This is a genomic window from Arthrobacter sp. zg-Y916, assembly GCF_020907385.1.
Taxonomy (GTDB): domain Bacteria; phylum Actinomycetota; class Actinomycetes; order Actinomycetales; family Micrococcaceae; genus Arthrobacter_B; species Arthrobacter_B caoxuetaonis.
Window position 1 is genome coordinate 264110 of sequence record NZ_JAJJOD010000009.1, and the last position, 25030, is coordinate 289139.

Here is a 25030-nt window from a genome sequence, read left to right on the forward strand (position 1 = left end):
ACGGCTGGGTAGACTTAAGGACCGTGACCTCCTCTAATCCCGTTCCCGAAGCAGCAGACACCTCCGAGCAGATGCGCATCCGCGCTGAAAAGCGCGCCAAGCTGCTCGAGCGCGGTGACGAAGCCTATCCCGTAGGAGTCGCACGAACGCACTCGCTGCGCGAGGTCCGGGAAAAGTTCGGGCACCTGCAGGCAGACGAGGCCAGCGGCGAAACTGTCGGCGTCTCCGGCCGCGTGGTGTTCATCCGCAACACCGGAAAACTATGCTTCGCGACCCTTCAGGAAGGCGACGGCACGCGCCTGCAGGCCATGCTCTCGCTGGCCTCGATCGGCGAAGAAGCCCTGGCTGACTGGAAAGCCACCGTAGACCTGGGTGACCACGTCTTCATCCGCGGCGAAGTGATTTCTTCCCGCCGCGGGGAGCTGTCTGTGATGGCGGAGTCCTGGTCCATGGCCTCCAAGGCCCTCCGGCCGCTCCCCGTGCTGCACGCCGGCCTGAACGAGGAAACCCGTGTCCGCCAGCGGTACGTGGACCTGATGGTCCGTGACGAAGCCCGGGAGATGGTCTACAAGCGGGCGTCGATTATCCGTGCCGTCCGCGACACCCTGCATGACCACGGCTACGTCGAGGTCGAGACCCCGATGCTCCAGCTCATCCACGGCGGTGCGGCCGCACGGCCGTTCGAAACACACCTCAACGCGTTCGACCAGCCGATGACCCTGCGCATCGCCACCGAGCTCTACCTCAAGCGCGCCGTCGTCGGCGGGATCGAGCGCGTTTACGAGCTGGGCCGGATCTTCCGCAATGAAGGTGTGGATTCCACTCACAGCCCAGAATTCACCACCCTGGAGTGCTACGAGGCCTACGCCGACCAGTATGTGATGGCGGACCGGATCAAGGAGATCATCCTTAACGCCGCGGATGCGGCTGGAAGCCGGCAGATCGAGACTGCCGAAGGCGTGATCGACCTGGACGGTGAGTGGCGCTGGCTCTCCGTCTACCCCGGCCTGTCCGAGGCTGTGGGGGAGGAGATCACTCCGGACACGGACGCTGCGACCCTGCGCCGCATCGCCGAAGAGCGCGGCGTGAAGGTCGACCCCAAGTGGGACGCCGAGAAGCTGGTCATCGAGCTCTTTGGTGAGATCGTTGAGCCCACACTGCTGCAGCCGACTTTTGTGTACGACTACCCTCCGTCGGCGCAGCCGCTGGCCCGCCCGCACCGGGAGGACCCCCGCCTGATCGAAGCCTGGGACCTGATCATCGGCGGTATGGAGCGGGGAACTGCCTTCTCCGAGCTGATCGACCCGGTCATCCAGCGTGAGCGCCTGACTGAACAGTCCCGCCGCGCTGCCGCCGGCGATGATGAGGCTATGGCACTGGATGAGGACTTCCTCCGCGCACTCGAGTACGGCGCTCCGCCCATGGGCGGCATCGGCCTCGGCATCGACCGCTTGGTGATGCTTTTCACGAACGCAGGAATCAGGGAAACAATTCTGTTCCCCCTGCTCAAGCCGGAAATGGGTTAGAAGATGGAATACGTCGAAGTCCTGCTGCCGTCAATTTGTGTTGCAGCTCTCTTTTATTTCGTCATGAAGGCAGTACTGAACGCGGACCGCTCCGAGCGAAAAGCACTTGCGGAAGCGGAACGTGAAGCCGAGCAGGCCCAGCTGGCAGCGGAACCCAAGAATGATGCTGCCGACGGAGCAGATAAACAATAAAAGTAAAAAATTACCTCCCCGGCTTTGACGAGACATTGCCAATTGCGCCATACTCGAAAGCGGTCCCGTTATTTTAACGACATTCGCCGCTTGTACTGCATAGGAGCCTGACATGGCGCAAAAGGTAAAAATCATTCTGGTTGATGATGTTGACGGTGGAAGTGCGGATGAAACCGTGCGTTTCGGCCTGGATGGGTCACAGTACGAGATTGACCTCTCGACTGACAATGCGAAGAACCTGCGGGCTGCTTTGAAGCCTTATGTTGATGCCGGACGCAAGACCGGAGGACGCACAGGCCGTCCCCGCGGCACCGGCGCATCCCGGAGCAACGAAGCCGCACAGATCCGGGAATGGGCACGCAGCAACGGCTACACCGTTTCGGAGCGCGGCCGCGTCAACAGCGAGATCATCGAGGCTTACCGCGCAGCCCAGGGCTAACTGCCCCCCAGAGGTCACGCCCATGGCGAACACGGCCCTTAACCCGGGCCGTGCGCCGTAGCATCGAATTACGCGTTAGCTAGGAGTGTGCCTCATGTTTGAAAGATTTACCGACCGTGCCCGTCGCGTTGTCGTGCTTGCCCAAGAAGAGGCCCGCATGCTCAACCACAACTACATCGGGACCGAGCACATCCTGCTTGGACTCATTCATGAGGGCGAAGGCGTAGCCGCTAAGGCCCTTGAATCCCTGAGTATTTCCCTGGGTGCTGTGCGCGAACAGGTGCAGGAGATCATCGGCCAGGGCCAGCAGGCTCCGTCCGGCCACATCCCCTTCACCCCGCGGGCCAAGAAGGTACTTGAGCTCTCGCTGCGGGAAGCCCTGCAGCTTGGGCACAACTACATCGGCACCGAGCACATCCTGCTCGGCCTCATCCGTGAAGGCGAAGGCGTTGCGGCGCAGGTCCTCGTCAAGCTCGGGGCCGACCTGAACCGCGTCCGCCAGCAGGTCATCCAGCTGCTCTCCGGCTACCAGGGCAAGGAGCCCGTCTCGGCCGGCGGCCAGCAGGCCGAAGGCCAGCCGGCAGGCTCGGTGGTCCTGGACCAGTTCGGCCGCAACCTCACCCAGGCGGCGCGTGAAGGAAAGCTTGATCCGGTCATCGGGCGCGAGCACGAGATGGAACGGGTAATGCAGGTGCTTTCGCGCCGCACGAAGAACAACCCCGTCCTGATCGGTGAGCCGGGCGTCGGCAAGACGGCCGTCGTCGAAGGCCTCGCGCAGTCGATCGTCCGCGGTGATGTCCCTGAGACCATTAAGGACAAGCAGCTCTACACCCTGGACCTCGGTTCACTGGTGGCCGGTTCCCGTTACCGCGGTGACTTCGAGGAACGCCTGAAGAAGGTCCTCAAGGAAATCCGTACCCGCGGCGACATCATCCTCTTCATCGATGAGATCCACACCCTTGTGGGCGCAGGCGCCGCAGAAGGCGCCATCGACGCAGCCTCTATCCTGAAGCCGATGCTGGCCCGCGGTGAGCTGCAGACCATTGGTGCCACCACGCTCGACGAGTACCGCAAGCACATCGAGAAGGATGCAGCGCTTGAGCGCCGCTTCCAGCCGATCCAGGTCAACGAGCCGTCTGTTGCCCACGCGATCGAAATCCTCAAGGGCCTGCGTGACCGCTACGAAGCCCACCACCGCGTCTCCATCACGGATGCCGCACTGGCTTCGGCAGCGACCCTCGCCGAGCGCTACATCAGCGACCGCTTCCTGCCGGACAAGGCCATCGATCTGATCGATGAGGCCGGTGCCCGGCTGCGCATCCGCCGCATGACGGCTCCGCCTGAGCTGAAGGAAATCGACGAGCGCATCTCCGCTCTGAAGATGGAGAAGGAATCCGCGATCGACGCGCAGGACTTCGAGGGCGCTGCCTCGCTGCGGGACAAGGAGCAGAAGCTCCAGGACCAGCGTGCGGAGAAGGAGCGCCAGTGGAAGTCCGGCGGCCTGGATGACATCGCCGAGGTGGACGAGGAGCTGATCGCAGAGGTTCTCGCCAACTCCACCGGCATCCCCGTGGTTAAGCTGAACGAAGAAGAATCCACGCGGCTGCTCAAGATGGAAGATGAGCTGCACAAGCGGGTCATCGGCCAGGACCAGGCCATCAAGTCGATCTCGCAGGCCATGCGCCGTACGCGTGCCGGCCTGAAGGATCCGAAGCGCCCGGGCGGCTCGTTCATCTTCGCCGGTCCCACCGGCGTCGGTAAGACCGAGCTGGCCAAGGCACTGGCTGAGTTCCTCTTCGGAGACGAAGAGGCACTCATCACGCTGGACATGTCCGAGTACTCCGAGAAGCACACGGTCTCGCGGCTGTTCGGTGCTCCTCCCGGATACGTCGGTTACGAAGAAGGCGGGCAGCTGACCGAGAAGGTACGCCGCCGTCCGTTCTCCGTGGTCCTGTTCGACGAGGTGGAGAAGGCACACGCTGATCTCTTCAACTCGCTGCTGCAGATCCTGGAAGACGGCCGCCTGACCGACTCGCAGGGCCGGGTGGTGGACTTCAAGAACACCATCATCATCATGACGACCAACCTTGGCACCAAGGACATTTCCAAGGGCGTCATGACCGGCTTCCAGTCCGGCACCGACACGAAGACCGGCTACGACCGGATGCGTGCCCGGGTTACGGAAGAGCTGCGACAGCACTTCCGCCCCGAGTTCCTCAACCGTGTCGATGACACCGTGGTCTTCCCGCAGCTGACCCAGGAAGAGATCGTCCAGATTGTGGACCTGTTCCTGGAGCGCCTGGGCAAGCGCCTGGCAGAAAAGGGCATGAGCATCGAGCTCACCCCGGCTGCCAAGGTTCTGCTCGCAACGCGCGGCTACGATCCCGCCATGGGTGCCCGGCCGCTGCGCCGCACCATGCAGCGCGAGATTGAGGACCAGCTCTCCGAGAAGATCCTCTTTGGGGACCTGAAGCCCGGCGAACTGGTTTCGGTCGACGTGGAAGGCGAGGGAGACGAAGCAACGTTCACCTTCACCGGACACGGAGCCCCCCGCGCCATCGAAGAGGCCCCCTCGGCCATTGAAGCCGGTGTGGGCGACGCAGGCAACGCAAACTAGAGCACTAAAGCAAAGAAGCCCCCGGGATTCCGGGGGCTTCTTTGTGTCTTCCTCCCTGCCCGCCCGCAAGGGAGTCCGTTGCAGAAGTCCTAGACTGAACAAATGACGCTTACCGCACAGACAGCACAGGTCACCGTCCGCCGAGCCCGCACCTCGGACGTCGCTAAGATCCGCGAAATGGTGGCGCCGCTGGCCGAGGAGCGGGTGCTGATCGCGAAAGAAGCGGTGGCGTACTACGAAGGGCTCCAGGAATTCCGGATCGCGGAGGACCCTGCAGGCAACGTCGTGGGCTGCGGTGCCCTGCATGTGATGTGGGAGGACCTGGCCGAGGTCCGGACGCTGGCAACGCACCCCGGCTGGCGCGGGCGCGGAGTCGGGCACATCCTTCTTGAACAGCTGCTTTCGGACGCCGCGGAAATTGGTGTCACGCGGGTTTTCTGCCTCACCTTTGAAGTTGACTTCTTTAAGCGCCATGGCTTTGTCGTGATGGAAAACCAGTCCGCCGTGGATCCCGAGGTGTATTCGGAACTCCTGCGCTCCCACGACGAAGGTGTGGCGGAATTCCTCGACCTGGCCCGGGTGAAGCCGAATACCCTCGGTAATACGCGCATGATCCGCACTGTTCGCGCATAGAAGAACTGAGCTTGATAAGTGGCCGCACTACCCTCAAACCGCTAAGCTAAGCATACTTAGCATCACAAATGCAGGCGGTCATTCCTTATCCGGAAGGACAGCCTGCCGATCAGAAAGCGGGTACCTCTTATGGGCGCAGACGACAAGATGCAGAACAAGGGCGAAGAAATCGGCGGCAAGGTCAAGGAAGGCCTTGGCAAAGTCACCGGCGACCGCAGCATGGAGGCTGAAGGCCAGGGGGACCAGACCAAGGCGAACATGAAGCAGGCCGGCGAACACGTCAAGGACGCTTTCAAGGGCAAGTAGCCCGCTCTCGGGATAACCTCCCGCCGACGCTCCCGGTCGCTGTTGTCGCTGCTGGCCGGGGAACACTGAAGGAAGGGCGTAACGCCCTTCCTTCAGTGCGTCCGGGGGAAGTTTCCAAGCCTGTGCAGCGTCCCTGCAGAGCGGTAGTGTGGCTCTCAGTCAGCGGGCGTGGGCCAGCGTGGATGCCGGTCCCGGTCTTACCCCGTTTTGTGGGCAAAGGAGAGTTCGGACAATGAAGAAACTCATCAATGATCCCCGCTCGGTGGTCGCTGAATCCCTGGAGGGTTTCGCGCAGGCCCACGGCGACATCGTGAAGGTGCACGCAGATCCTGCCTATGTCCTGCGCGCCGATGCTCCCGTGCACGGCAAGGTTGCCCTCGTTTCCGGCGGCGGCAGCGGCCATGAACCGCTCCATGCCGGGTATGTCGGCAAAGGCATGCTGGACGGCGCCGTGCCCGGGGCCGTCTTCACGTCCCCCACACCGGACCAGATCCTCCCCGCCATCACGGGGACAGACTCCGGCGCGGGCGTCCTGCTGATCGTCAAGAACTACACCGGGGACATCCTGAATTTCGAGACGGCAGCAGAACTGGCCCAGATGGAGGACATTCAGGTCCGCACGGTGGTGGTCAACGACGACGTCGCGGTGGAGGATTCGCTCTATACCGCCGGACGGCGCGGGGTTGGCGGCACTGTGCTGCTGGAGCGCATTGCGGGTGCGGCGGCGGAACGCGGAGACTCGCTGGACTCAGTGGCGGCCATTGCCGAACGCGTCAACGCCAACGTGCGGTCCATGGGAGTCGCCCTGAGCGCCTGCACGGTTCCGCACGCCGGTGAGCCAAGCTTTGAACTGGCCGAGGACGAAATCGAACTGGGGGTGGGCATCCACGGCGAGCCCGGCCGCCGTCGCATGCCGATGGCCGCTGCTGACGCCATCACGGACCAGCTCCTCGAACCGGTTCTCTCAGATCTAGGTACAGGCTCGGGTGAGCGTGTGCTGCTCTTCGTCAACGGAATGGGCGGCACTCCGCTGAGTGAGCTCTACATCGTGTACCGGCATGCAGCCAAGGTCCTGGCGGACCGGGGCATCCATGTTGAGCGGTCCCTGGTGGGCAACTACATCACGGCCCTGGAAATGCAGGGCGCGTCGGTGACGGTGCTGAAACTCGACGACGACATGATCGATCTGTGGGACTCTCCGGTTCATACCGCGGCCCTGCGGTGGGGGGTGTAGGAATGGAACTCGATGCCCAGTGGGCTGCAGCATGGATGCGGGACGCGGCTGTGTCCCTCTCGGACAACCGGCAGCGGCTGATCGACCTTGACCGCGCGATCGGCGACGCCGACCACGGCGAGAACATGGACCGGGGATTCAGTGCCATCGTCGAGAAGCTCGACGCTGACGGCGTGCCGGCCACGCCCTCGGACGTCTTCAAGACTGCCGCGATGACGCTCATGTCCAAAGTGGGCGGCGCCGCCGGGCCGCTCTACGGCACGGCGTTCCTGCGCGGAGCTGCGGCTGTGGCCGGGAAGGACGCCCTGACCGCGGACGACGTCGCAGCTTTCCTTGCAGCGGCGCGCGACGGCATCGTGAGCCGGGGGAAGGCCGAGCCCGGGGATAAGACCATGGTGGATGCTTTCTCTCCGGCGGTGGAAGCTGCGCAGACAGCCGCCTCAGCAGAGGCCAGCGGCCCGGAGGCCTTGGATGCAGCTGCCAACGCGGCCGAGGCGGGGCTGGCGGGCACCGAACCGCTCATCGCCCGGAAAGGCCGGGCAAGCTATCTGGGTGAGCGCAGCGCCGGGCACCTTGATCCCGGTGCCGCCTCGACTGCGCTCATCCTCAAGGCCGCTGCCCGTGCGGCGGGGGAGCAGGCATGAAGGTAGGACTGGTCATCGTCTCCCACAGCGAGAAGCTCGCTGAGGGCGTCTGCGACCTTGCCGGACAGATGGCGCCCGATGTGGCGATCATTGCTGCGGGCGGAACGGATGACGGCGGGATTGGCACCAGCCTGGAGAAGATCACGGCAGGCATAGCCCGGGCCGACGGCGGTGCAGGGGCCGCCATCCTGGCGGACCTGGGGTCTGCGGTCATGACCACGGAAATGGCCCTGGAGTTCCTGGATCCCGAGCAGTCGGAGAGGGTGCGCCTGGCTGACGCTCCGCTGGTCGAAGGTGCGGTGGCGGCAGCGGTGGCTGCCCAGACCGGCCAGCCGCTGGAAACCGTGATCCGGGATGCAGAGGCCACAGCGGCCTCCATGGCCGGGGCAGCGGCCGCCCCGCCGAAGGACAGCAGTCAGGCGCCTGCCGACACGCTGGACGACATAGACCAGGACGACACCGGGGTGCAGGAAGCCTCCTGGGAACTGATCAACCCGATGGGCCTGCATGCACGGCCGGCAGCGGCCGTGGCGCAGGCGATGGCCGACCTGGACGCAGAGATCACCATCAACGGCGTGGACGCTAAATCCGTGATGATGCTGATGACGCTGGGGCTGAAAGCGGGGGACACCCTGACGGTTTCGGCGCACGGGCCGGACGCCGAGCGGGCCATCGAGATGCTCGGACTCGAGGTCCGCAACGGGTTCGGCGAGATCTAGGAAGCCGAGATTTAGGAAACAGAGCCCCTACGCCGGCAGCCGGACACCCGCGTCTGAAAGTTCTGCCAGTCCGTCGCGCAGCAAACCTGCCAGAGCGCGTTCCAGCTGCTCCTGCGGTGCGGAAAGCGCATGCAGTGCGCCCAGCGGGCTCAAGGAGGAGTCTGCGGCCGGAGCGCCGAGATCCACCGGACCGGTGAGCAGCAGTTCGCGGAGCACCGGACCCTCGGCCTGCCGCAGGACCGCCATCATGGCGCCGCGCACCTGGCGGTCGGTCCCGTGCCAGGCCTGGCCCTTGGGGATGTAGTGCGGCTCCGGGCGCCCGGCCTGCACCCAGGCGCAGTTACTGAGCACGGGGCACTCTTCGCAGCGGGGACTGCGGGCGGTACACACCATGGCTCCCAGCTCCATCACCGATGCGTTCCAGGCGACAGCTTCAGCGTCGGCGTCGGGAAGCAGCGAGTCAGCCAGCCGCATTTCCGCAGCTGTCAGGGACTGGGAAGGAAGGGCATTGCCGGTGATCAGCCGGGCATGGACACGGCGGATATTCGTATCCACTACGGTTTCCCGGCGTCCAAACGCGAAGGACGCGACGGCGGCGGCTGTATAGTCCCCGACGCCGGGAAGGGTGAGCAGGGCGGCATGGGTATCCGGGACCTTGCCGCCGTGCACTTCCGTGATCGCTGCGGCGGCTGCATGAAGGCGCAGCGCCCGGCGCGGATACCCCAGCCGGCCCCACGCGCGGACGGCCTCGCCGCTGGGTTCAGCCGCGAGGGCGGCAGGCTCGGGCCAGCGTTCCATCCACTCGTGCCACACGGGCAGGACGCGCACTACGGGCGTCTGCTGAAGCATGACCTCGCTTACCAGGATGCCCCATGGGCTGCACTCCGGATCGCGCCAGGGAAGGTCACGGGCATTTTCGGCGAACCAGCCGTTAATGCGGGCATGGAGCTTCCGTTTGTGCTCCGGTTCCATCCGCTGCTCCCTCTGTCTGACCACCAATACTCTACTGACCGGCGTGGTGTGCGCAGTAATCCGCCGCTGCCTCCCTAGCCTTAACGCATGGCGGGAAAAAAGCCCCAGGGCAAGCCGGGCCGGGGAGGCACTGCCGGCGCGAAGGCCAAGCCTCGCGGCGGCAGCGGCTCCCGTATGCCTGCGCGTCCCAGCAAGGCTGTCTACCGCAGGCGGCGCCTGGTGCTGCTCCTGGCCCTGCTGCTCGTCATAGCGGGCGGGGTCTGGGGAGCCACAGCACTCGCCGGAGCCCTTTCGCGTCCCGGCAACGCGGATGCCGCAGAACCTTTTCAGTCCGCGCCGACTGCCTCGCCGTCAGCTGCGGAGAACGACGGCGGCAAGGCCCCGGAGGAGCCGGACGCACCTGCCGAGGGTGAAGCGGATCCCGCCTGTCCGGCCGCGGCAGTCAAGGTCGAAGCAGCCACCGACGCGCCGGTCTATGCCGCCGGGGTGAATCCGGTGCTGAGCCTCACCGTGACGAATACGGGTCCGGAGCCCTGCGAGATCAATGTAGGGACCACACAAATGGAGTTCACCGTCACCAGCGGTTCGGACCGCATCTTCTCCTCGGTGGACTGCCAGGACGGCGGCGAAGACCTGGTGAAGGAGTTCGCGGCGGGTGCGTCCGAAACGGCCAATTTCACGTGGGAACGGCTGCGCTCGGCGCCCGGCTGCACGGCCGTAGCCAGCAATCCCAACCCCGGGTGGTACGTGTTCACGGCGAGCCTGGGCGGAAAAACCAGCGAGAAAGCTGTCTTCCAGCTGGATTGACGGCCGTTGCCGCGGAGCCTGAGGGGATTACATGAACCGGTCGAGCAGGCTGGTCTCCGCTATCCGGGAAAGTCCTTCGCGCACGGTCCGCGCCCGCTGTTCGCCGATGCCGTCAACCTGCATCAGGTCCTCGATGTTGGCGGCCATGAGGTTCTGCAGGCCGCTGAAGTGGTCCACCAGGCGGTTCGAGACAGCCGGCGGGACGCTCTTGATGTTGCTCAGGAGGCGGTAGCCGCGGGGCTGGACCACTGCTTCGAGGGAATCCTGGCCTGGCTGGAAACCGACAACGGCAGCGATCTTGCCCAGGTCCACCATGTCGGAAGAGCTGAGGTTCTGCAGCGTTGCGACCTGTTCGTCCACATTGCCCGGAGTGCTGCTGATGTCGGCGTAGTCGCGGACAATCATTTCGCTTCCCGGGCCCAACCCGGTTGTGAGCTCTTCGAGCTGGAGGGAGAGCAGGCGCCCGTCGACTCCCAGTTCAAGCACGTACTGCGAGATCTCCTCGGAGATCCGGCGCACCATTTCCTGGCGCTGGAGTGTGACGGCGACGTCGCGGACAGTCACCATCGCCTCGATCTCCAGTGCGGAGAGTGAATTGGTCACCTGGTCCAGGCGGGTGCGGTAGCGCTCCAAGGTGGCCAGAGCCTGGTTGGCGCGGGCCAGGACGGGTTCGGATCCCTCCAGGACGTGGCGCAGGCCTCCGACGTAAAGCTGGATGATCTGCATGGACTGGCTGACGGAAATCACGGGGAAGCCGGTCTGGATGGCAACGCGTTCCGCCGTGCGGTGGCGGGTTCCGGACTCGTGGGTCTCAATGGTGTGGTCCGGCACCAGCTGGACAGCGGCACGCAGGATGTTCGCCCCGTCCTTGTCGCAGACGATTGCGCCGTCCATCTTCGCCAGCTCACGCAGGCGCGTGGAGGAGAACTCAATACCGATGTCGAAGCCGCCGGAGCAGATGGAGTCCACCGTGCGGTCGAAGCCGAGGACGATCAGCGCGCCGGTCCGGCCGCGGAGGATCCGTTCCAAACCGTCGCGCAGGGCGGTTCCGGGCGCCACTCTGGCCAGAGTGGCCTTCAGCGCATCCTCGGGGGTGCGTGCCATTGTCACTTCCTTCCGGCCAGTCCGGCCCACGGGCGTTCTGGGCGTGGGGTGCGCAGACACTTCACCATAGTAATGCGCCAACATGCCACATTGGCCCCATTGTTCCCGCAGTATGACAGCGAAAGCTCACACCCGCGGGACAGGCGCGCCCTAGAAGAGCAGTTCCAGTGCCTCGGAGAGCGTAGTGACCTCACGTACCTTGAAGCCGGCGGGAACCTGGCCCGGACCGTTGGGGGATGCCGGAACCACGGCATGGCTGAACCCCAGCCGTTCGGCTTCCTGCACCCTGCGGGCTATGCCGGGTATCGGACGGACCTCCCCGGCCAGGCCGACTTCCCCGAAGGCTATGAGCCGGGCAGGAAGAGGCTTGTTCATCTTGGCCGAAGCAACGGCCAGGGCGACGGCGAGGTCGGTTGCCGGTTCGGACAGTTTCACTCCGCCAACGGTGGCCACGTAGCTGTCGTCCTTGGCGAGGTTCATGGAGGCGCGCTGCTGCAGCACGGCAAGCAGCATGGCCACTCGGGCCGAGTCCAGGCCGCTCGTGGCCCGGCGGGCCTGGGCATTTCCGGTTTCAGCCAGCAGGGCCTGGACCTCGGCAACGAGCGGACGCCGCCCTTCCAGGGTTACCGTGATGCAGGTTCCGGACACGGGTTCCTTGGTGCGGGAAACGAACAGGCCGGACGGGTCAGCCAGTCCTTCGATGCCGTCTTCAGTGAGATCGAAGCAGCCCACTTCGTCCGTGGGGCCGTAGCGGTTCTTGACCGCACGGACCAGCCGGAGGCGCGAGTGGCGGTCGCCGTCGAACTGGCAGACCACGTCCACCAGGTGTTCCAGCAGCCGGGGGCCGGCGATTGAACCGTCCTTGGTGACGTGGCCGACCAGCAAGGTGGTCATGTTCCTGGTCTTGGCCGCATTGATGAGCGACGCCGCGACCTCACGGACCTGGCTGACACCGCCGGCGCTGCCGTCCACCGCAGAGCTGCTCAGCGTCTGCACCGAATCCACGATCAGCAGGGCTGGCTTGACCTGCTCGACCTGGCCGAGCGCCTGGCCCAGGTCGGTTTCCGCACTGAGGTAGAGGCTCTGGGACACCGCGCCGATCCGTTCAGCACGCAGCTTTACCTGAGCGGTGGATTCTTCGCCGGTGACGTAGAGAACGTCCTTGCCCTGCCCGGCTACCCGTGCGGCGACATCCAGCAGCAGCGTGGACTTGCCGACACCCGGTTCCCCAGCCAGCAGGATGACGGCGCCGGGGACGAGGCCGCCGCCCAGCACGCGGTCCAGCTCGCCCACCCCGGTGGGCTGGTAAGCGGCAGTGGTGGCGTCGACGTCGGCGATCCGCTGCGCCGGGCGGGCGACTGTTGCGGCAGGCGTGGTCCGGGCCAGGACTTCCCCGGCTTCCTCCACTGTTCCCCAGGCCTGGCACTCACCGCAGCGGCCCACCCACTTCACGGCGGTCCAGCCGCATTCGGTGCAGCGGTAGTTGGCAGTTTTTGCCCGGGATGTCTTGGTGGCCATGCCAACAGGCTATCTGGCGGCACTGACACGGCCGGCCACGCAGGCCGGCTGCCGCCGGGAGGCTAGACCTCGGAAAGGTAGCTGACCGCTTCTTCGTGCGGCAGGCCGGTGGCTTCGAGGAGATCGACCACCAGCGGCCGGAAGAGCATCACCAGGGCATCGCCGTACAGATCGGTGACCTCCAAATTCGCGGGGTGCAGCCGGGACGCGACGGCGGCAAGTTCGTTGCGGGCCTGGCGCAGGTGGCGTTCGCGCATGGCTGCGGATTCCCCGCCGCCCAGGGCCCGGGCCAGAACATCAACGGCGTCGGCGGTGTCATTGATGACTTCGGAGACTTTCTCCAGCGCTGAATCCGACAGTGCTGCGTGGTTGATCACGGAGGTGGACCGGCGGGCGAAGACCCGGCTGTTGCGGATCGCCAGGTCCAGGTAACTGACGGATCCGCGCAGGTCGCCGAGCTCGGCGAGGTACCGCCGGTAGGCCGGAGAAATCCTCGCGACCTCGCGGGCATCACGGATACTGCGGGCCAGAAGGTCCAGCTGCGGCTGGGTATTCCTGGCCCGGACCAATGCATGCCACGCCAAGGTCGAGTCGCTGCGGACCAGCGCGTCAGCGGTCTGGCGCAGCACGGCGGAGAGTTCGCTGAGCAGTTCCCGAATGTTGGATTTCGGTTCGCGCCGGGGGTCGCGCGGCGCCAGCATGGTGACGATCAGGGCGAAGATGCCGCCCACCACCGCGTCGGCGCTGCGGGTGAAGACACCGCCGTCGGGCGCCGGAAGCAGCACCACGAGCAGGGACTGCAGTCCCAGCTGGGTGGTGAAGATGACTCCGCGGTCCAGGAAACGCGCCAGCATCAGGGAAGCAAAGAGTACGACGGCGGCCTGCCAGAGACCGGTGCCAAGGACATGGAGCAGCGCCTCACCGATCGTGATGCCCAGCGTGCAGCCGATTCCGACCTCCAGCACCCGGCGGGTCCGCGGTTCCCGGGAAAAGCCGAGCGATATCAGGGCAGCGGTCGCTGCGAACAGCGGACCTTCGTGGCCGAGTACATATTCAGCAAAGGCATAGGCACCCACCGCGCAGATTGTCATCTGCAGTGCGGGGATGACCGAGGCTCCGCTGCGCTTCACCCCTACCCGGAACCGGTCCCGCAGGAACCCGCGGCTGGCGGCGATACGGTTACGGGCTGGCATGGGATTAGTCTAGGACGGCTCCGCCGAAGTGCCGACCCGGCGAGTCACTATGACCGGCAGATGGCCGGCTGGATCTATGCCCGCTTGTTTCCGGACCCTGTGGAAACAAGCGGGAGGCCTGAACGCTACGGGAATTCCCCCAGTGCTTGGCCCCAGTTCACTTTTTGTTCACTTTGGGAGGGCACGCTCAGTTGCGGGACGGGAAATCCGCCCAGGAACACGGTCTCCCGGCGCTCTTGGCGCCGGAAATGCCACCACACCCTTGAAAGGGAACAACAACGTGAAGGTATTGAGCTTGGGCCGCACCGCGGCCGTTCTTTCGGCATCCGCCCTGGCCCTGGCCGCCTGTGGCTCTGACAACGCCACCGGCGCCGCCGCCGGCACAGATGCCGCGGCCTCCGCCTCGACCGCCTCCGGAACGCTTACCGGGGCAGGGGCCAGCTCGCAGTCTGCCGCCATGGACGCCTGGATCGCCGGGTTCAACTCCGCCAACCCCACCGCCTCGGTCCAGTACTCACCGGACGGCTCGGGCGCAGGCCGCGAAGCCCTGCTGGCGGGAGGGGTGCAGTTCGCTGGAACGGACGCCTACCTGTCGGACGAGGAAGCCGCATCGTCCCTTGAAGTCTGCGGTCCCGACGGTGCCCTCCACATTCCCGCCTACATTTCCCCCATCGCCATCGCGTTCAATCTCGAGGCTGTGGAGGAACTGAACCTCGACGCTGACACCCTCGCCGGGATCTTCCGCGGCGAGATCACCGTGTGGAACGATCCGGCCATTACCGGCCAGAACGAGGGCACGGAACTGCCGGCCACCGCCATCACGGTGGTCCACCGGTCGGACGAGTCGGGAACCACGGAAAACTTCACTGAATTCCTCGCCGCTGCGGCTCCGTCGGTCTGGACCGATGAGCCCGACGGCGAATGGCCAGCCGCGCTAAGCGGCCAGGAAAACGCCCAGGGCACCAGCGGCGTCGTATCGGCAGCCAGCGCTACAGAAGGCGCAATCACCTACGCGGACGCCTCAGCCGTCGGAACCATGGGCACGGTAGCCGTGAAGGTGGGTGATGACTACGTTGCCTACACCCCTGATGCGGCGGCGAAGGCCGTGGAGGCTTCGACTCCGGTAGAGGGAGAGGGACGTCCGGAGCTGGATATGGCCATGGAACTTGCCCGGGACACCACTGAATCCGGTGCCTACCCTGTGGTGTTGGTCTCCTATCACCTCTACTGCACTGCGTATGAGGACCAGGAAACTGTGGACTTGGTGAAGGCTTTTGGCCACTACGTGGTCAGTGCTGAGGGCCAGGCAGCCGCGGCCGATGCCGCAGGCAACGCCCCGTTGTCCGCTAACCTGCAGGAACAGGCTTCGAAAGCTCTCGATTCCATCAAGGTTGCTTCCTGAAACCAAGAGCTGAAGGGACAGTCCCCGCGCCGCGCCGCGGGCGCAGCGCGGGGCATTCGCCCGGTCCGGGCCCAGCTTGAATCTCATCGATGGACAGTGAAAACTGGCGAGTGCGGTGTCTTGTCCACAACGTAATGCAAAAGTGCCAACAAAGTTCGAAGGGTTGTGCAGTGTCAAGCAAGTCAATACAGGGCACCGGCGGTGCCGGGCGCGCGGGGGACAAAGTCTTCTCCGGCATCACGCTCCTGGCAGGATGCCTCATCCTGACTGTCCTGTTCGCCGTCGCAGCCTTCCTGCTGTGGCAGGCACTCCCCACCTTCACCGCATCCTCATCGGACATCTCAGGCGGCTCGGGCTTCCTGGCCTATATCTTCCCGCTGGTGATCGGCACGGTCATTGCCGCCACCATCGCACTGCTGATTGCAACACCCGTGGGAATCGGCGTCGCCCTGTTTATTTCCCACTATGCGCCGCGCAGGCTCGCCCAGACCCTTGGCTACGTCGTGGACCTGCTGGCCGCCATTCCGTCAGTGGTCTACGGAGCCTGGGGCATGACCGTGCTGGCACCCGCACTCGTGGGCCCGTACAACTGGCTTGCCGATAACGCAGGCTGGTTCCCCCTCTTCACCGGACCCGCGAGCCAGACGGGCAAGACCATGCTCACCGCCGGCATCGTCCTTGCAGTCATGGTCCTGCCGATCATCACCTCGCTGAGCCGGGAGATCTTCCTGCAGACTCCCAAGCTCCATGAGGAAGCAGCCCTGGCCATGGGCGCCACCCGCTGGGAAATGATCCGCATGTCCGTCTTCCCCTTCGCGCGTCCGGGCATTATCAGCGCCGTGATGCTGGGACTGGGCCGCGCCCTCGGAGAGACCATGGCCGTAGCCCTGGTGCTGTCCTCCGGCGGCCTCATCGCCAGCCTGATCCGGCCCGGCAACCAGACGATCGCCGCGGAAATCGCACTGAACTTCCCCGAGGCGTACGGCCTGCGCCTCTCTGAGCTGATCGCCGCAGGCCTGGTCCTCTTCGTGATCACGCTGATCGTGAACGTCATTGCCCGCTGGATCATCAGCCGCCACAAAGAATTCTCGGGAGCCAACTGATGATTGACACCACTTTGACCCGCTCCTCATCACTGACCAAGAACCGGCTGCCGGGCTATGCCATGTGGGCCGTCCTGGCGGCCTCGGTCATCCTGGGCGCTGCGCTTTCCGCTCTCCTCGGCTTCCATATCGCATCGTTCGCGATCTTCTCCGCCGTCCTTTTCGTGGCTGCCGGAACAATCCTCACCCGCGTCGTCGAAGGCAGCCGCCGGGCTGCGGACCGCTTCGCCACGAACCTGATCTACGGCGCCTTCATCCTGGCGCTGGTCCCGCTGGTCTCGGTGATCTTTACCGTGCTGGTGCGCGGCATCCCCGGCCTCAGCCCGGACTTCCTGTTTACTTCCATGGGCGGCATGACCGGCACCGTGGACAACAACACCGTGGAGACCGGGGGACCGGTCCTCGGCGGTGCCTACCACGCGATCATGGGCACCCTGCTGATCACGCTGTGGGCGACGGTCATCTCCGTGCCGATCGGCCTGCTCACCGCCGTCTACCTTGTCGAGTACAGCAAGGGCGGCCCCCTTGCCCGTGCCATCACGTTCTTTGTCGACGTGATGACCGGCATCCCCTCGATCGTCGCGGGCCTGTTCGCCGCCGCGTTCTTCGGCCTGCTGTTCGGGCCGGGCACCCGCACCGGCTTTGTTGCCGCCGTCGCGCTCTCCGTCCTGATGATCCCCGTGGTGGTGCGCTCGACGGAGGAAATGCTCAAGATCGTCCCGAACGAGCTGCGCGAGGCCGCCTATGCACTGGGCGTGCGCAAATGGCGGACCATCCTCAAGGTCGTGGTGCCCACTGCCATCTCCGGCATTGCCTCCGGCGTTACCCTGGCGATAGCCCGCGTTATTGGCGAGACCGCACCGCTGCTGGTGACGGCTGGCTTTGTGAACACCATCAACCTCAACGTGTTTGCCGGCTGGATGGCCAGCCTTCCGACCTTCATTTACCGGCAGCTGATGAGCCCGACCTCACCGACCAACACCGACCCGAGCACGCAGCGTGCCTGGGCCGCCGCCCTGCTGCTGATCGTGATGGTCATGCTGCTGAACCTTGCCGCACGGCTGGTCGCGCGAATCTTCGCGCCGAAGACCGGCCGCTGACCTCCAGACCGACCCGGCCGCTGCTGCGGCACAGGACATCCGTACGGATGTCCACCGGAACAGAACAGAAGGAAACACATGTCCAAGCGAATCGACGTCAAGGGCCTCAACGTCTACTACGGCGACTTCCTGGCCGTCGAAGACGTCAGCATCAAGATGGAACCGCGCTCGGTGACCGCGTTCATCGGCCCGTCCGGCTGCGGCAAGTCCACCTTCCTGCGCACGCTGAACCGGATGCATGAAGTCCTTCCCGGTGCCCGCGTGGAGGGTGAAGTCCTGCTCGACGGCGAAAACCTCTACGGCCCCGGCGTCGATCCCGTGACCGTCCGGAGCCACATCGGCATGGTGTTCCAGCGCCCGAACCCGTTCCCCACCATGTCCATCCGTGACAATGTGCTGGCCGGCGTGAAGCTGAACAACAAGCGGATCTCCAAGTCCGACGCCGATGACCTGGTGGAGAAGTCCCTCACCGGCGCGAACCTGTGGCGCGAGGTCAAGGACCGGCTGAACAAGCCCGGCTCAGGCCTCTCCGGCGGCCAGCAGCAGCGCCTGTGCATTGCCCGGGCGATTGCGGTCTCACCCGAGGTGATCCTGATGGATGAGCCCTGCTCGGCCCTGGACCCCATTTCAACGCTGGCCATCGAGGACCTCATCGAGGAGCTCAAGAGCGACTACACGGTCGTGATCGTCACGCACAACATGCAGCAGGCCGCACGGGTCTCGGACAAGACGGCGTTCTTCAATATCGCCGGCACCGGCAAGCCCGGCAAGCTCATTGAGTATGACGACACCACGGTGATCTTCAACAATCCGTCAGTGAAGGCCACGGAGGACTACGTCTCAGGCCGCTTCGGGTAACCCGGAGTTTTTGCAGGCGGAGGCCGGCCTCAGAGCAGCGGACTGAGCGCCAGGAAGAAGATCCCGCCCAGCAGGGCTGCAGCCGGTGCAGTGATCAGCCACGTGACCAGGATCTCGCGAAGCGGAATGAACCGTACCGCGGCAAAGCGGCGGTTGGCTCCCGCACCGACAATCGCGGACGTCATGGTCTGGGTGCTGGAGAGTGGAATGTGCAGCCACAGCCCGCCCAGGAAGAGCATCGCCGTGGCTACGGCCTGCGCGCTCATGCCGCGCAGCGGATCAATGCGCACCAGCCGGTAGCCAAGGGTGTGGGTGATCCGCCATCCGCCGAACAGTGCGCCCGCAGCAAGGGCGCCTCCGGCGAACAGCTGCACCCCCCAGGGGATTTGGCCGCCGGTCGAGTAGCCCGCAGCCACCAGACCCAGGACAATCACTGCCATGGTCCGCTGCCCGTCCTGCATGCCGTGACCCAGTGAAAAGGCCGCGGACAGCACGGACTGCGCAATCCGGTTGCCGGCGTCCCCCCGGCGCAGCGAGCTGTACCGCATCAGCCACATCACGGGATACACCAGCAGATAGGCCAGAACAAAGGCAATCACGGGGGAGAGCAGCAGGGGCAGGGCGATCTGGTCCCAGAGCACCCGGAACGACTCGGAGATGCTCTGCCCGCCAACGAGCGTGGATGCCGCTCCGGAACCCACAATGCCGCCTACAAGGGCGTGTGTGGAGGAGGATGGCATTCTGCGCAGCCACGTCCATAAACCCCACGCACAGGCCGCTGCCAGCCCGGCTATGAGGATCCCCAGCCCGCTGCTTCCGGCGGGCAGCTTGATGAACAGATCCGCCAGGACCAATGCCAGGGTGGTACTCATCAGCGCGCCCAGGAGATTAAAGACGCTGGCCGAGACGACGGCGGCGCCTGGGGTCAATGCCCGGGTCCGCAGCGCGGCCGCAACGGAGTTGGAGACGTCGTGGAAGCCGTTGATGAAGGCGTAGCAGCCCGCAAAGGCGATCACGGCGACGAGCAGGGCGGTGGTCACCTACGATTCCCGCACCAGGATGTTGCCTACGTAGGTTCCCACGCGGCGCAGTTCCTTCGACGCCGCCGCGAGCTGGTCTGCGAGGTCCCGGTGGCGGATGTAGGAGAGGGCTTTGTGGTCGTTGGCGAGCTCCGCCAGCCACATGCGGTGGGTCCGTTCCACGCGTTTGCTCAGGCGCAGCATCTCAATCCAGTAGTCCTCGAGGTCCTCCAGAGAGGCGAGGGTCCGCATGGCGGCAACCGTGAGCTCGGACTGCCGGCCAACGACTTCGAGCTGTTCGGCCGCCCTGCGGGAGACGTTCGTCAGTTTGTAGAGGGAAATGATCTCCGCCGCACTGTCGAGGCGCTCCATTGCCGCCAGCAGAATGAGGGAGAGGTCGTACAGGTCTTCGCGGGGGAGCGGGTTGATGAAGCTGGTCCGCATCTGCGTCATCAGCGCGAAATGGAGCTCCGTTGTCTCCGCTTCCAGCGCGTGGAGTTCCTCGGCCAGCCGGGGAAACTCCGCCGGCTCGGCACCAAGGGCCTCGGAAAGGGTGGCCGTACCGCGCACGGCCTGCGACGCCATCCGGGACAGCAGGTCCAGGCCGGCATTCTCCTGCGGGAAAAGGCGGAGCTTCATCGGATGGACCTGGGCTGCTGGGGGGTCGTCACACCGGTAAGAATATCCGATGGAGGAAAGAGTAACGGTGCCGAACCGGGAGCGCCTCTCGGCGGAAGGCCGCTCGAAGCGGCTCTAAGTTGAAGCCCGGGGGTTCCGCGGTCCGACACCAGTTTCAGTTTTCTACTCCCCGTCTCCGATGTCAACTGCGCTGTCCACAGGCCCGGAGCAGCGGGTCGATGGTCAGTCCAGCTCGCCGCGGCGCCACGCTTCAGCCGAATGTTCCAGGTCTTCAGCGGTCAAAACCAGCTGCCGGGCGTTGCGGGTCAGCTCGGTGGCACGCTCGCTGTTGGCCGTCTCAGTGGAGTCCGCGTGATGCGTTTCACCGAGGGCCACCACGCGGCAGAAAGCGGCGAAGCGTTCCAGGGCGACGTCGAAATCTCCCTCGAAGGCACCGGAGAGAATCGTGTCGGCCATGGCCCGCACTTCGTCAGCGCCAAGGGGCTCGGCGACTCCTGCCACGACCTTGGACACCTGCGCGGCTTCCTTGCCGGCCGCATAGTAGGACGCGACCCGCTCAGGATTCTGCTGGACCGCGGCCCGCAGTGCGTACAGGCGCCAGAGCGCGCCCGGAAGTGACCGTGCCGGACTGGTGGCCCAGATCTCGGCAATGGCTTCCAGGCCCTGCTGGTCAGCAAGCTCGACCAGGCGCCGTGTAACCTCCGGATCATCGCTCTGCCTGCCATGGTGGACCAGTGCCTGGGCGGCCAGATGGGCAGCTTCCGAGACGCGGGCCGGGTCTGCGCCGCCGGGGTGGTTGGCGAAGTCCATGGGCGCGTAGAGCTTTGGCTTGTGGTGACGGGGAACCGATGCATTCGACTCAGTCATATTTTGAGAATACTCCCGCCGGAACCGGGAATCGAGGCGGCTTCCGGCAGGCGGAAACGCTGCCAGCCGCGCCTTGGCCCAGCACGGCCTGCGAGGGGTTTCCACGATTCGTAAGCCGTGCGATAAAGTGGAAAAGTCGACACGCCCGGAGTATTCCGCGGCCAGTTGGCGGGGGGCCTTTAGCTCAGTTGGTAGAGCATCGGACTTTTAATCCGTGGGTCGTGGGTTCGAGCCCCACAGGGCCCACCCTGCGCCGAACGGCGAAGAAGCACCCCGGTTCATCTGAACCGGGGTGCTTCTTGCTTTTGTCCACCTGCGGGGCGTTATTCCTCAGCCTCTGCCGCCGGGCGCTTGAGGAGCTTATGGGTGCCGTCGCACCACGGCTTGATCTTGGATCCGGTGCAGCGGCACAAGGCCACGGTTTCCCGGTTCTTCGGAATCACCGTTCCGTCGTCGGCCTGCACCTCGAAGTCTCCACGGACCAGCAGCGGCCCTCCGGGGCAGGACGTCAGGCTCACGGCGTCATGGTCCGCGCTGTCCCCTGCTGCCACGACCCTGATTCCAGTGCTCTTGATGGTCGCAGCCGGGATGGTCGCAGCCGGGCCGGACGGCGCGGCACTCATGCCGGGACCCCGACGGCGGCGGCATCGGCCGCGAGGGCGGCCGCGGCACCGGAACCCTGCCCCGGGAGCTCGCGGAGGGCCGAGCAGCCTTCCGTCCAGGCGGCAAGCTGCTCCTCGCCCTGGAGGGCGTCCAGCGTCAGCACGGTCGAGGCGCCAAACAGAATGTCCGCCAGGAGTTCCGGCTCCGCTTCGGCAAGCCCTCCGGCCAGGTCCCGGGCAGCAATCTGCTCATGGACCGCATCTGCCTCGACGTGCTCATCGAAGTAGAACGTGACGTCCTCCCCGTAGCCCGCGCGTTTGAATCCCCTGGCGTAGAACGAGTTGGGAATCGAGGAGGTCATCTCAAACGCAGCCAGGTGCCCGGCGATCGAACCGCGCAGGCGCCGGTTCAGGCCGAAGAGGGACATGGCGTTCGATGAGGCCAGGACCAGGGCGGAAACACGGTCCAGGTAGTAGCCGTAGCGCGTATCCAGTCCCAGCCCCTCCATGGTGCGGGCGAACAGCAGGGAATGCATCCGCTCCGGCCGCCCGCCGCCGTATTCATCGGCCTGGATTTCTACCAGCGCAGCCTTGGCCCGCCCAACCGCCAGGCGGGGAATCGCCCAGCTGTGGGGATCCGCTTCGCGCAGTTGATAGACAGAACGCAAAACCAGGAACTCCCGCAGCTGGTCCTCGGTCGCGTGCCGGGCGATGAACCGGGAAACGCTCGGTCCGTCGTCATCCGCGGCCATGGCGAACAGGGCCTGGGCCACCTGCTCTGCCTCGGGGGCGGGCAGGGCGGGTACGTGCACTTCCTCCCGCAGGGCCGCCTCGAAGGCCGCTTCGAGCAAGCGCCGGACCTTGATCAGCTCCGGCTGCCATTCCATGTCGGGATCCACCCCGTCCAGGCCGCTGTAGTGGAGCTCAAACAAGCAGAACAGCGCCAGCTGCACATCATCGTGCCGAAGGATGTCCCCGGCCGCGTCGAGGACGCCACGGGCGGTCGCCTCCAGCCTCCGGTACGTGTCCGGAGAAGCCTCCGGGCCAGACTGAAGGACATCCAAGAGTGCGGAGGTGAGCTCTCCCCGCGGAGCAGGTACCAACATGTAGTTCCTTAGGTGTGAGGCGTCATGCGATGCTTGATTTTTACGAAGAAGACTTCCGAAAACGTCGTCCATCAGCATACTTGGTATTTTGCGGCACTGTCCGCCGCACAGTTCGCAGCCCGCTCAGCCCGCTCAGTCAGCACCGTGAAGGGAGCACTCCGCCTATGCCAGGCATGGATAACGGCTTCCTGGCCGCCTTCCCCGCCCTCCTGCTGGCTGCCGCGGCTGTCCTCCTTGGTGTTCCTGCGATGGATTCGGCACTTCGGAGGGGCGACGGCGAACGGCTCTTCTGGATTGGCCTCACGGGTGTGCTCACTGCCGTCGCCGCCGTGGCGTGGGCAGGGGTCTCAGGTCCGGGTGCTGCTGCCGTCACCGGGCTGGCCGTGATGGCGGGTTCAGCAGCCGGAGGATTATGGCTGCGGCGCAGGCACGTGCGAAGGCTGGCTGCCCGCCGCAGGAAACTGCGGAAAACCCGGATCCAAGCGCTGGCGCAGCGGCGCCAGGCTGTGCTGCTGGACTGGAGTTCCTACGAACTCGATCCCTGGAAGGGCAGTGAGTATCCGGGGATCTCGGATGTGCGGGAAGTTGAGACCAGCAGGCTTGCCCGGGCAGCCGCCGCGGCAGAGGCTGCGCAGGCGGCGGCGGAGTCAGAGCCCGGGAGCGACGAAGCAGTGCAGCTCTGTGCCTCGGCCGTGGATCAGCTCGAGGAAGCCTGGGAAGAGGCACGCGCTGCCGCACGCCGGCGGGCCGGGTAGCGTCGGGCCGGCTGTTCAACGCAGGAATTCGGATCGCAGCACCGGTTAACCGGAGTTAATTGGGGTTAATTGGAGCTGGCTCCCGCCTCTGCATATGGGGGGAACGCAGAGAGGGGAGCCAGTCATCACAGTATACTGATGCCTGTTCGAAGAATCCAATCAGGGGGAAGCAATGGGGATTGCCGCCAAGGCATTCCAGACTTGGCGCACCTCTGTGGCGCCAGGGGAATCTACGAGCGACCTCTGCCGGAAGACCGGAATCAAGCGCTCGACCCTCGCACAGCAGCTGGTGCGCGGAACAGTGTCGGTAGACACCGTGGTCCGCGTGGCCCGCGCCTTCGACGAGGATCCGGTCATCGCCCTGTCTGCTTTTCCCGAATTCGAGGGACTGGCTGAGGGCCGCCGTGCGCCCACTGATGCAGAGCTCATCAGCCAGGTGTCCTATCCCTGCATTCTGCGCACCCTCCTGTCAAGGGCCGCATCAGAGCCAGAATCCGGCCTCCAGCTGGAACAGTGCGTTTTTCCGTATGCCGGTTCCGTGCGTCTGTGGTTCGAAGCCATCGATGCAGGGGACCTGCGCCAGCGGCTCTCGGCCGCCACGGGGATCGCCCCGCAGAATATTTCTGCCCAGCTAAGCGCGGAACGGCTGGCGCCTGACGTCGCAGTCCAGGCGGCGCGCCTGTCAGGCGTTTCCCTTACCAGCGGACTGGTTGTCACCGGCGTGCTGCAGCCTGAAGAAGGCGGCTGGCCTCCGGGGGCCAGGGAACAAGCTGTCGCAGGTTTGTCCGACGTTGAACTGGTCACCCTTGCGCGGGACCGGCTGGATGCACTTGCCAAAGTTTTGCGGAAACGCGAACACGACGAAAAATATGACCACGCACTTTTGGAGAACTTGGGATGACCGCAGGAGTTGCCGTCCAGATGACGGCTTTTGGGATCAGTTCCCTCTTCGCACTTTTCCGCCTGCCGGACGCAATCCGGGGGCGCAACCGCATGATGTTCGCGTGCATGGTGCTGATATCCGTGTCCGTGGGTTTGAGTCTGCCCGCAATCTATACCGCTGTTGACCCGCTGGTGGGAGGCGTGAACATTGCCAACCTTTTCCTAAGGATGGCGCTGTACGGTGTCTTCGTCATCCTCGGCGTGCGCGGCGCAGCGGCTTTTGGTGCCGACTGGGCGAAGAAGCTGATCATTGGGCCGGTCGGGCTGGTGGTCCTGGGCATCATCGTTGCGCTGACCGTCGGATTCTTCGTCGCCAGTGACCTGCCTGCCACGTCTACCAGCCTGTACGCCTATGACGACCAGGTTTCCGTCCAGGTCTACGCCATGCTGGGGCGGCTCTACCCTGCCTATGTCGCGGCTTGCGTGTGCGCTCCGGCGCTCGCCGCATCCCGCAATACCTGCTACCGCCTGCCGCACCGAATCGGGGCCGGACTCATGGGTATCGGACTCGCCATCGTCGTGGTCTTCACGGCGCTCGCCCTCGTCGCCGATCTCGGGGCCTTCATGCTGCTCCTGCCATTTTCTGCGGTCATCCTCGTCACGGTGGGTCTTGCCATCATGTGGGCGTCACACCGCCGGCAAATGATCCGGCCCCGGCCGAGTCCGCTAGCCGAAAGTTACAGAAACGTGAGTTGAATTTCACAGATTTTGTTCACATATTCATGCTGGTGTG

At 65.0% G+C, this 25030-nt stretch carries 26 protein-coding genes and 1 tRNA gene; 18 read left to right on the plus strand and 9 right to left on the minus strand.

Annotated elements, in window-relative coordinates; translation table 11 throughout:
- Positions 1 to 71 precede the first annotated feature (71 nt).
- From lysS to dhaM, 9 genes are all read left to right on the plus strand, one after another.
- Positions 72 to 1526 carry a lysine--tRNA ligase gene (gene lysS / locus LOC59_RS14640; protein ID WP_227896590.1) on the plus strand — a complete coding sequence of 485 codons (1455 nt, stop codon included), beginning with the start codon at positions 72 to 74 and terminating at the stop codon, positions 1524 to 1526.
- A gap of 3 nt (positions 1527 to 1529) precedes the next feature.
- The gene (locus LOC59_RS14645; protein ID WP_227896520.1) at positions 1530 to 1718 is read left to right on the plus strand and encodes a hypothetical protein; all 189 of its coding nucleotides are present in this window, start codon (positions 1530 to 1532) and stop codon (positions 1716 to 1718) included.
- 112 nt (positions 1719 to 1830) lie between these two features.
- The gene (locus LOC59_RS14650) at positions 1831 to 2157 is read left to right on the plus strand and encodes a histone-like nucleoid-structuring protein Lsr2 (protein ID WP_227896521.1); all 327 of its coding nucleotides are present in this window, start codon (positions 1831 to 1833) and stop codon (positions 2155 to 2157) included.
- Between the two features lie 94 nt (positions 2158 to 2251).
- Positions 2252 to 4774, plus strand: a complete 2523-nt coding sequence (locus LOC59_RS14655) for an ATP-dependent Clp protease ATP-binding subunit (protein ID WP_227896522.1) — start codon at positions 2252 to 2254, stop codon at positions 4772 to 4774.
- A gap of 102 nt (positions 4775 to 4876) precedes the next feature.
- Positions 4877 to 5407, plus strand: a complete 531-nt coding sequence (locus LOC59_RS14660; RefSeq protein ID WP_227896523.1) for an amino-acid N-acetyltransferase — start codon at positions 4877 to 4879, stop codon at positions 5405 to 5407.
- A gap of 129 nt (positions 5408 to 5536) precedes the next feature.
- The gene (locus tag LOC59_RS14665; RefSeq protein ID WP_227896524.1) at positions 5537 to 5713 is read left to right on the plus strand and encodes a CsbD family protein; all 177 of its coding nucleotides are present in this window, start codon (positions 5537 to 5539) and stop codon (positions 5711 to 5713) included.
- A gap of 232 nt (positions 5714 to 5945) precedes the next feature.
- Complete coding sequence (gene dhaK, locus LOC59_RS14670) at positions 5946 to 6947, plus strand: dihydroxyacetone kinase subunit DhaK (protein ID WP_227896525.1); 1002 nt, start codon at positions 5946 to 5948, stop codon at positions 6945 to 6947.
- Positions 6948 to 6949: 2 nt separating this feature from the next.
- Positions 6950 to 7591, plus strand: a complete 642-nt coding sequence (dhaL, locus tag LOC59_RS14675) for a dihydroxyacetone kinase subunit DhaL (protein ID WP_227896526.1) — start codon at positions 6950 to 6952, stop codon at positions 7589 to 7591.
- Positions 7588 to 8310 (plus strand): dihydroxyacetone kinase phosphoryl donor subunit DhaM, encoded by a 723-nt coding sequence (dhaM, locus tag LOC59_RS14680; protein WP_229972775.1) that lies wholly within the window; start codon positions 7588 to 7590, stop codon positions 8308 to 8310. The genes dhaL and dhaM overlap by 4 nt, the downstream gene beginning before the upstream one ends.
- Positions 8311 to 8337: 27 nt before the next feature.
- Here the strand turns inward: dhaM and LOC59_RS14685 are convergent, their stop codons facing one another.
- The gene (locus tag LOC59_RS14685) at positions 8338 to 9282 is read right to left on the minus strand and encodes an A/G-specific adenine glycosylase (protein ID WP_227896528.1); all 945 of its coding nucleotides are present in this window, start codon (positions 9280 to 9282) and stop codon (positions 8338 to 8340) included.
- 87 nt (positions 9283 to 9369) lie between these two features.
- Here LOC59_RS14685 and LOC59_RS14690 point away from each other — a divergent pair, with 87 nt between their 5' ends.
- Complete coding sequence (locus LOC59_RS14690; RefSeq protein ID WP_227915826.1) at positions 9370 to 10089, plus strand: hypothetical protein; 720 nt, start codon at positions 9370 to 9372, stop codon at positions 10087 to 10089.
- Between the two features lie 27 nt (positions 10090 to 10116).
- On the opposite strand, the gene disA is transcribed toward LOC59_RS14690, so the two are convergent.
- The 3 genes from disA to LOC59_RS14705 form a co-directional block, all read right to left on the minus strand.
- Complete coding sequence (gene disA / locus LOC59_RS14695) at positions 10117 to 11193, minus strand: DNA integrity scanning diadenylate cyclase DisA (protein ID WP_227896530.1); 1077 nt, start codon at positions 11191 to 11193, stop codon at positions 10117 to 10119.
- A gap of 150 nt (positions 11194 to 11343) precedes the next feature.
- A complete protein-coding gene (radA, locus tag LOC59_RS14700; RefSeq protein ID WP_227915824.1) occupies positions 11344 to 12711 on the minus strand; it encodes a DNA repair protein RadA in 1368 nt (455 codons plus the stop codon).
- 62 nt (positions 12712 to 12773) lie between these two features.
- The gene (locus tag LOC59_RS14705; protein WP_227896532.1) at positions 12774 to 13904 is read right to left on the minus strand and encodes an FUSC family protein; all 1131 of its coding nucleotides are present in this window, start codon (positions 13902 to 13904) and stop codon (positions 12774 to 12776) included.
- Between the two features lie 280 nt (positions 13905 to 14184).
- On the opposite strand from LOC59_RS14705, the gene pstS reads away from it, so the two are divergent.
- The 4 genes from pstS to pstB all read left to right on the plus strand — a co-directional run bounded on the left by pstS (position 14185) and on the right by pstB (position 18367).
- The gene (gene pstS, locus LOC59_RS14710; protein ID WP_227896533.1) at positions 14185 to 15306 is read left to right on the plus strand and encodes a phosphate ABC transporter substrate-binding protein PstS; all 1122 of its coding nucleotides are present in this window, start codon (positions 14185 to 14187) and stop codon (positions 15304 to 15306) included.
- A gap of 134 nt (positions 15307 to 15440) precedes the next feature.
- Positions 15441 to 16409 (plus strand): phosphate ABC transporter permease subunit PstC, encoded by a 969-nt coding sequence (gene pstC, locus LOC59_RS14715; RefSeq protein WP_231704561.1) that lies wholly within the window; start codon positions 15441 to 15443, stop codon positions 16407 to 16409.
- 2 nt (positions 16410 to 16411) lie between these two features.
- Positions 16412 to 17509 carry a phosphate ABC transporter permease PstA gene (gene pstA, locus LOC59_RS14720; RefSeq protein WP_423721987.1) on the plus strand — a complete coding sequence of 366 codons (1098 nt, stop codon included), beginning with the start codon at positions 16412 to 16414 and terminating at the stop codon, positions 17507 to 17509.
- 78 nt (positions 17510 to 17587) lie between these two features.
- On the plus strand, positions 17588 to 18367 hold the full coding sequence (pstB, locus tag LOC59_RS14725) for a phosphate ABC transporter ATP-binding protein PstB (protein WP_227896536.1): 780 nt from the start codon (positions 17588 to 17590) through the stop codon (positions 18365 to 18367).
- 29 nt (positions 18368 to 18396) lie between these two features.
- Here pstB and LOC59_RS14730 read toward each other — a convergent pair whose 3' ends face one another.
- The 3 genes from LOC59_RS14730 to LOC59_RS14740 form a co-directional block, all read right to left on the minus strand.
- Positions 18397 to 19407 (minus strand): inorganic phosphate transporter, encoded by a 1011-nt coding sequence (locus LOC59_RS14730; RefSeq protein WP_227896537.1) that lies wholly within the window; start codon positions 19405 to 19407, stop codon positions 18397 to 18399.
- Positions 19408 to 20025 (minus strand): DUF47 domain-containing protein, encoded by a 618-nt coding sequence (locus LOC59_RS14735; protein ID WP_227896538.1) that lies wholly within the window; start codon positions 20023 to 20025, stop codon positions 19408 to 19410. It abuts the gene before it with no gap.
- Between the two features lie 222 nt (positions 20026 to 20247).
- Positions 20248 to 20892 carry a hypothetical protein gene (locus LOC59_RS14740; RefSeq protein ID WP_227896539.1) on the minus strand — a complete coding sequence of 215 codons (645 nt, stop codon included), beginning with the start codon at positions 20890 to 20892 and terminating at the stop codon, positions 20248 to 20250.
- A gap of 173 nt (positions 20893 to 21065) precedes the next feature.
- On the opposite strand from LOC59_RS14740, the gene LOC59_RS14745 reads away from it, so the two are divergent.
- Positions 21066 to 21138, plus strand: a tRNA-Lys gene (locus LOC59_RS14745).
- A 77-nt stretch (positions 21139 to 21215) separates the two neighbouring features.
- On the opposite strand, the gene LOC59_RS16800 is transcribed toward LOC59_RS14745, so the two are convergent.
- Both LOC59_RS16800 and LOC59_RS14755 read right to left on the minus strand, forming a co-directional pair.
- Positions 21216 to 21515 (minus strand): CDGSH iron-sulfur domain-containing protein, encoded by a 300-nt coding sequence (locus LOC59_RS16800; RefSeq protein ID WP_331460467.1) that lies wholly within the window; start codon positions 21513 to 21515, stop codon positions 21216 to 21218.
- The gene (locus tag LOC59_RS14755; RefSeq protein WP_229972778.1) at positions 21512 to 22600 is read right to left on the minus strand and encodes an iron-containing redox enzyme family protein; all 1089 of its coding nucleotides are present in this window, start codon (positions 22598 to 22600) and stop codon (positions 21512 to 21514) included. The genes LOC59_RS16800 and LOC59_RS14755 overlap by 4 nt, the downstream gene beginning before the upstream one ends.
- Before the next feature lie 164 nt (positions 22601 to 22764).
- On the opposite strand from LOC59_RS14755, the gene LOC59_RS14760 reads away from it, so the two are divergent.
- The 3 genes from LOC59_RS14760 to LOC59_RS14770 all read left to right on the plus strand — a co-directional run bounded on the left by LOC59_RS14760 (position 22765) and on the right by LOC59_RS14770 (position 24993).
- Complete coding sequence (locus LOC59_RS14760; RefSeq protein ID WP_227896541.1) at positions 22765 to 23355, plus strand: hypothetical protein; 591 nt, start codon at positions 22765 to 22767, stop codon at positions 23353 to 23355.
- 172 nt (positions 23356 to 23527) lie between these two features.
- A complete protein-coding gene (locus LOC59_RS14765; protein WP_227915819.1) occupies positions 23528 to 24256 on the plus strand; it encodes a helix-turn-helix domain-containing protein in 729 nt (242 codons plus the stop codon).
- Positions 24253 to 24993, plus strand: a complete 741-nt coding sequence (locus LOC59_RS14770; RefSeq protein ID WP_227896543.1) for a hypothetical protein — start codon at positions 24253 to 24255, stop codon at positions 24991 to 24993. The genes LOC59_RS14765 and LOC59_RS14770 overlap by 4 nt, the downstream gene beginning before the upstream one ends.
- The last annotated feature ends 37 nt before the right edge of the window (positions 24994 to 25030 follow it).

Coding starts and splice junctions, on each gene's coding strand:
- lysS (WP_227896590.1), top strand. CDS start 72: ATGCGCATCCGCGCTGAAAAGCGCGCCAAGCTGCTCGAGCGCGGTGAC.
- LOC59_RS14645 (WP_227896520.1), top strand. CDS start 1,530: ATGGAATACGTCGAAGTCCTGCTGCCGTCAATTTGTGTTGCAGCTCTC.
- LOC59_RS14650 (WP_227896521.1), top strand. CDS start 1,831: ATGGCGCAAAAGGTAAAAATCATTCTGGTTGATGATGTTGACGGTGGA.
- LOC59_RS14655 (WP_227896522.1), top strand. CDS start 2,252: ATGTTTGAAAGATTTACCGACCGTGCCCGTCGCGTTGTCGTGCTTGCC.
- LOC59_RS14660 (WP_227896523.1), top strand. CDS start 4,877: ATGACGCTTACCGCACAGACAGCACAGGTCACCGTCCGCCGAGCCCGC.
- LOC59_RS14665 (WP_227896524.1), top strand. CDS start 5,537: ATGGGCGCAGACGACAAGATGCAGAACAAGGGCGAAGAAATCGGCGGC.
- dhaK (WP_227896525.1), top strand. CDS start 5,946: ATGAAGAAACTCATCAATGATCCCCGCTCGGTGGTCGCTGAATCCCTG.
- dhaL (WP_227896526.1), top strand. CDS start 6,950: ATGGAACTCGATGCCCAGTGGGCTGCAGCATGGATGCGGGACGCGGCT.
- dhaM (WP_229972775.1), top strand. CDS start 7,588: ATGAAGGTAGGACTGGTCATCGTCTCCCACAGCGAGAAGCTCGCTGAG.
- LOC59_RS14685 (WP_227896528.1), bottom strand. CDS start 9,282: ATGGAACCGGAGCACAAACGGAAGCTCCATGCCCGCATTAACGGCTGG.
- LOC59_RS14690 (WP_227915826.1), top strand. CDS start 9,370: ATGGCGGGAAAAAAGCCCCAGGGCAAGCCGGGCCGGGGAGGCACTGCC.
- disA (WP_227896530.1), bottom strand. CDS start 11,193: ATGGCACGCACCCCCGAGGATGCGCTGAAGGCCACTCTGGCCAGAGTG.
- radA (WP_227915824.1), bottom strand. CDS start 12,711: ATGGCCACCAAGACATCCCGGGCAAAAACTGCCAACTACCGCTGCACC.
- LOC59_RS14705 (WP_227896532.1), bottom strand. CDS start 13,904: ATGCCAGCCCGTAACCGTATCGCCGCCAGCCGCGGGTTCCTGCGGGAC.
- pstC (WP_231704561.1), top strand. CDS start 15,441: ATGCAAAAGTGCCAACAAAGTTCGAAGGGTTGTGCAGTGTCAAGCAAG.
- pstB (WP_227896536.1), top strand. CDS start 17,588: ATGTCCAAGCGAATCGACGTCAAGGGCCTCAACGTCTACTACGGCGAC.
- LOC59_RS14735 (WP_227896538.1), bottom strand. CDS start 20,025: ATGAAGCTCCGCCTTTTCCCGCAGGAGAATGCCGGCCTGGACCTGCTG.
- LOC59_RS14740 (WP_227896539.1), bottom strand. CDS start 20,892: ATGACTGAGTCGAATGCATCGGTTCCCCGTCACCACAAGCCAAAGCTC.
- LOC59_RS16800 (WP_331460467.1), bottom strand. CDS start 21,515: ATGAGTGCCGCGCCGTCCGGCCCGGCTGCGACCATCCCGGCTGCGACC.
- LOC59_RS14755 (WP_229972778.1), bottom strand. CDS start 22,600: ATGTTGGTACCTGCTCCGCGGGGAGAGCTCACCTCCGCACTCTTGGAT.
- LOC59_RS14760 (WP_227896541.1), top strand. CDS start 22,765: ATGCCAGGCATGGATAACGGCTTCCTGGCCGCCTTCCCCGCCCTCCTG.
- LOC59_RS14765 (WP_227915819.1), top strand. CDS start 23,528: ATGGGGATTGCCGCCAAGGCATTCCAGACTTGGCGCACCTCTGTGGCG.
- LOC59_RS14770 (WP_227896543.1), top strand. CDS start 24,253: ATGACCGCAGGAGTTGCCGTCCAGATGACGGCTTTTGGGATCAGTTCC.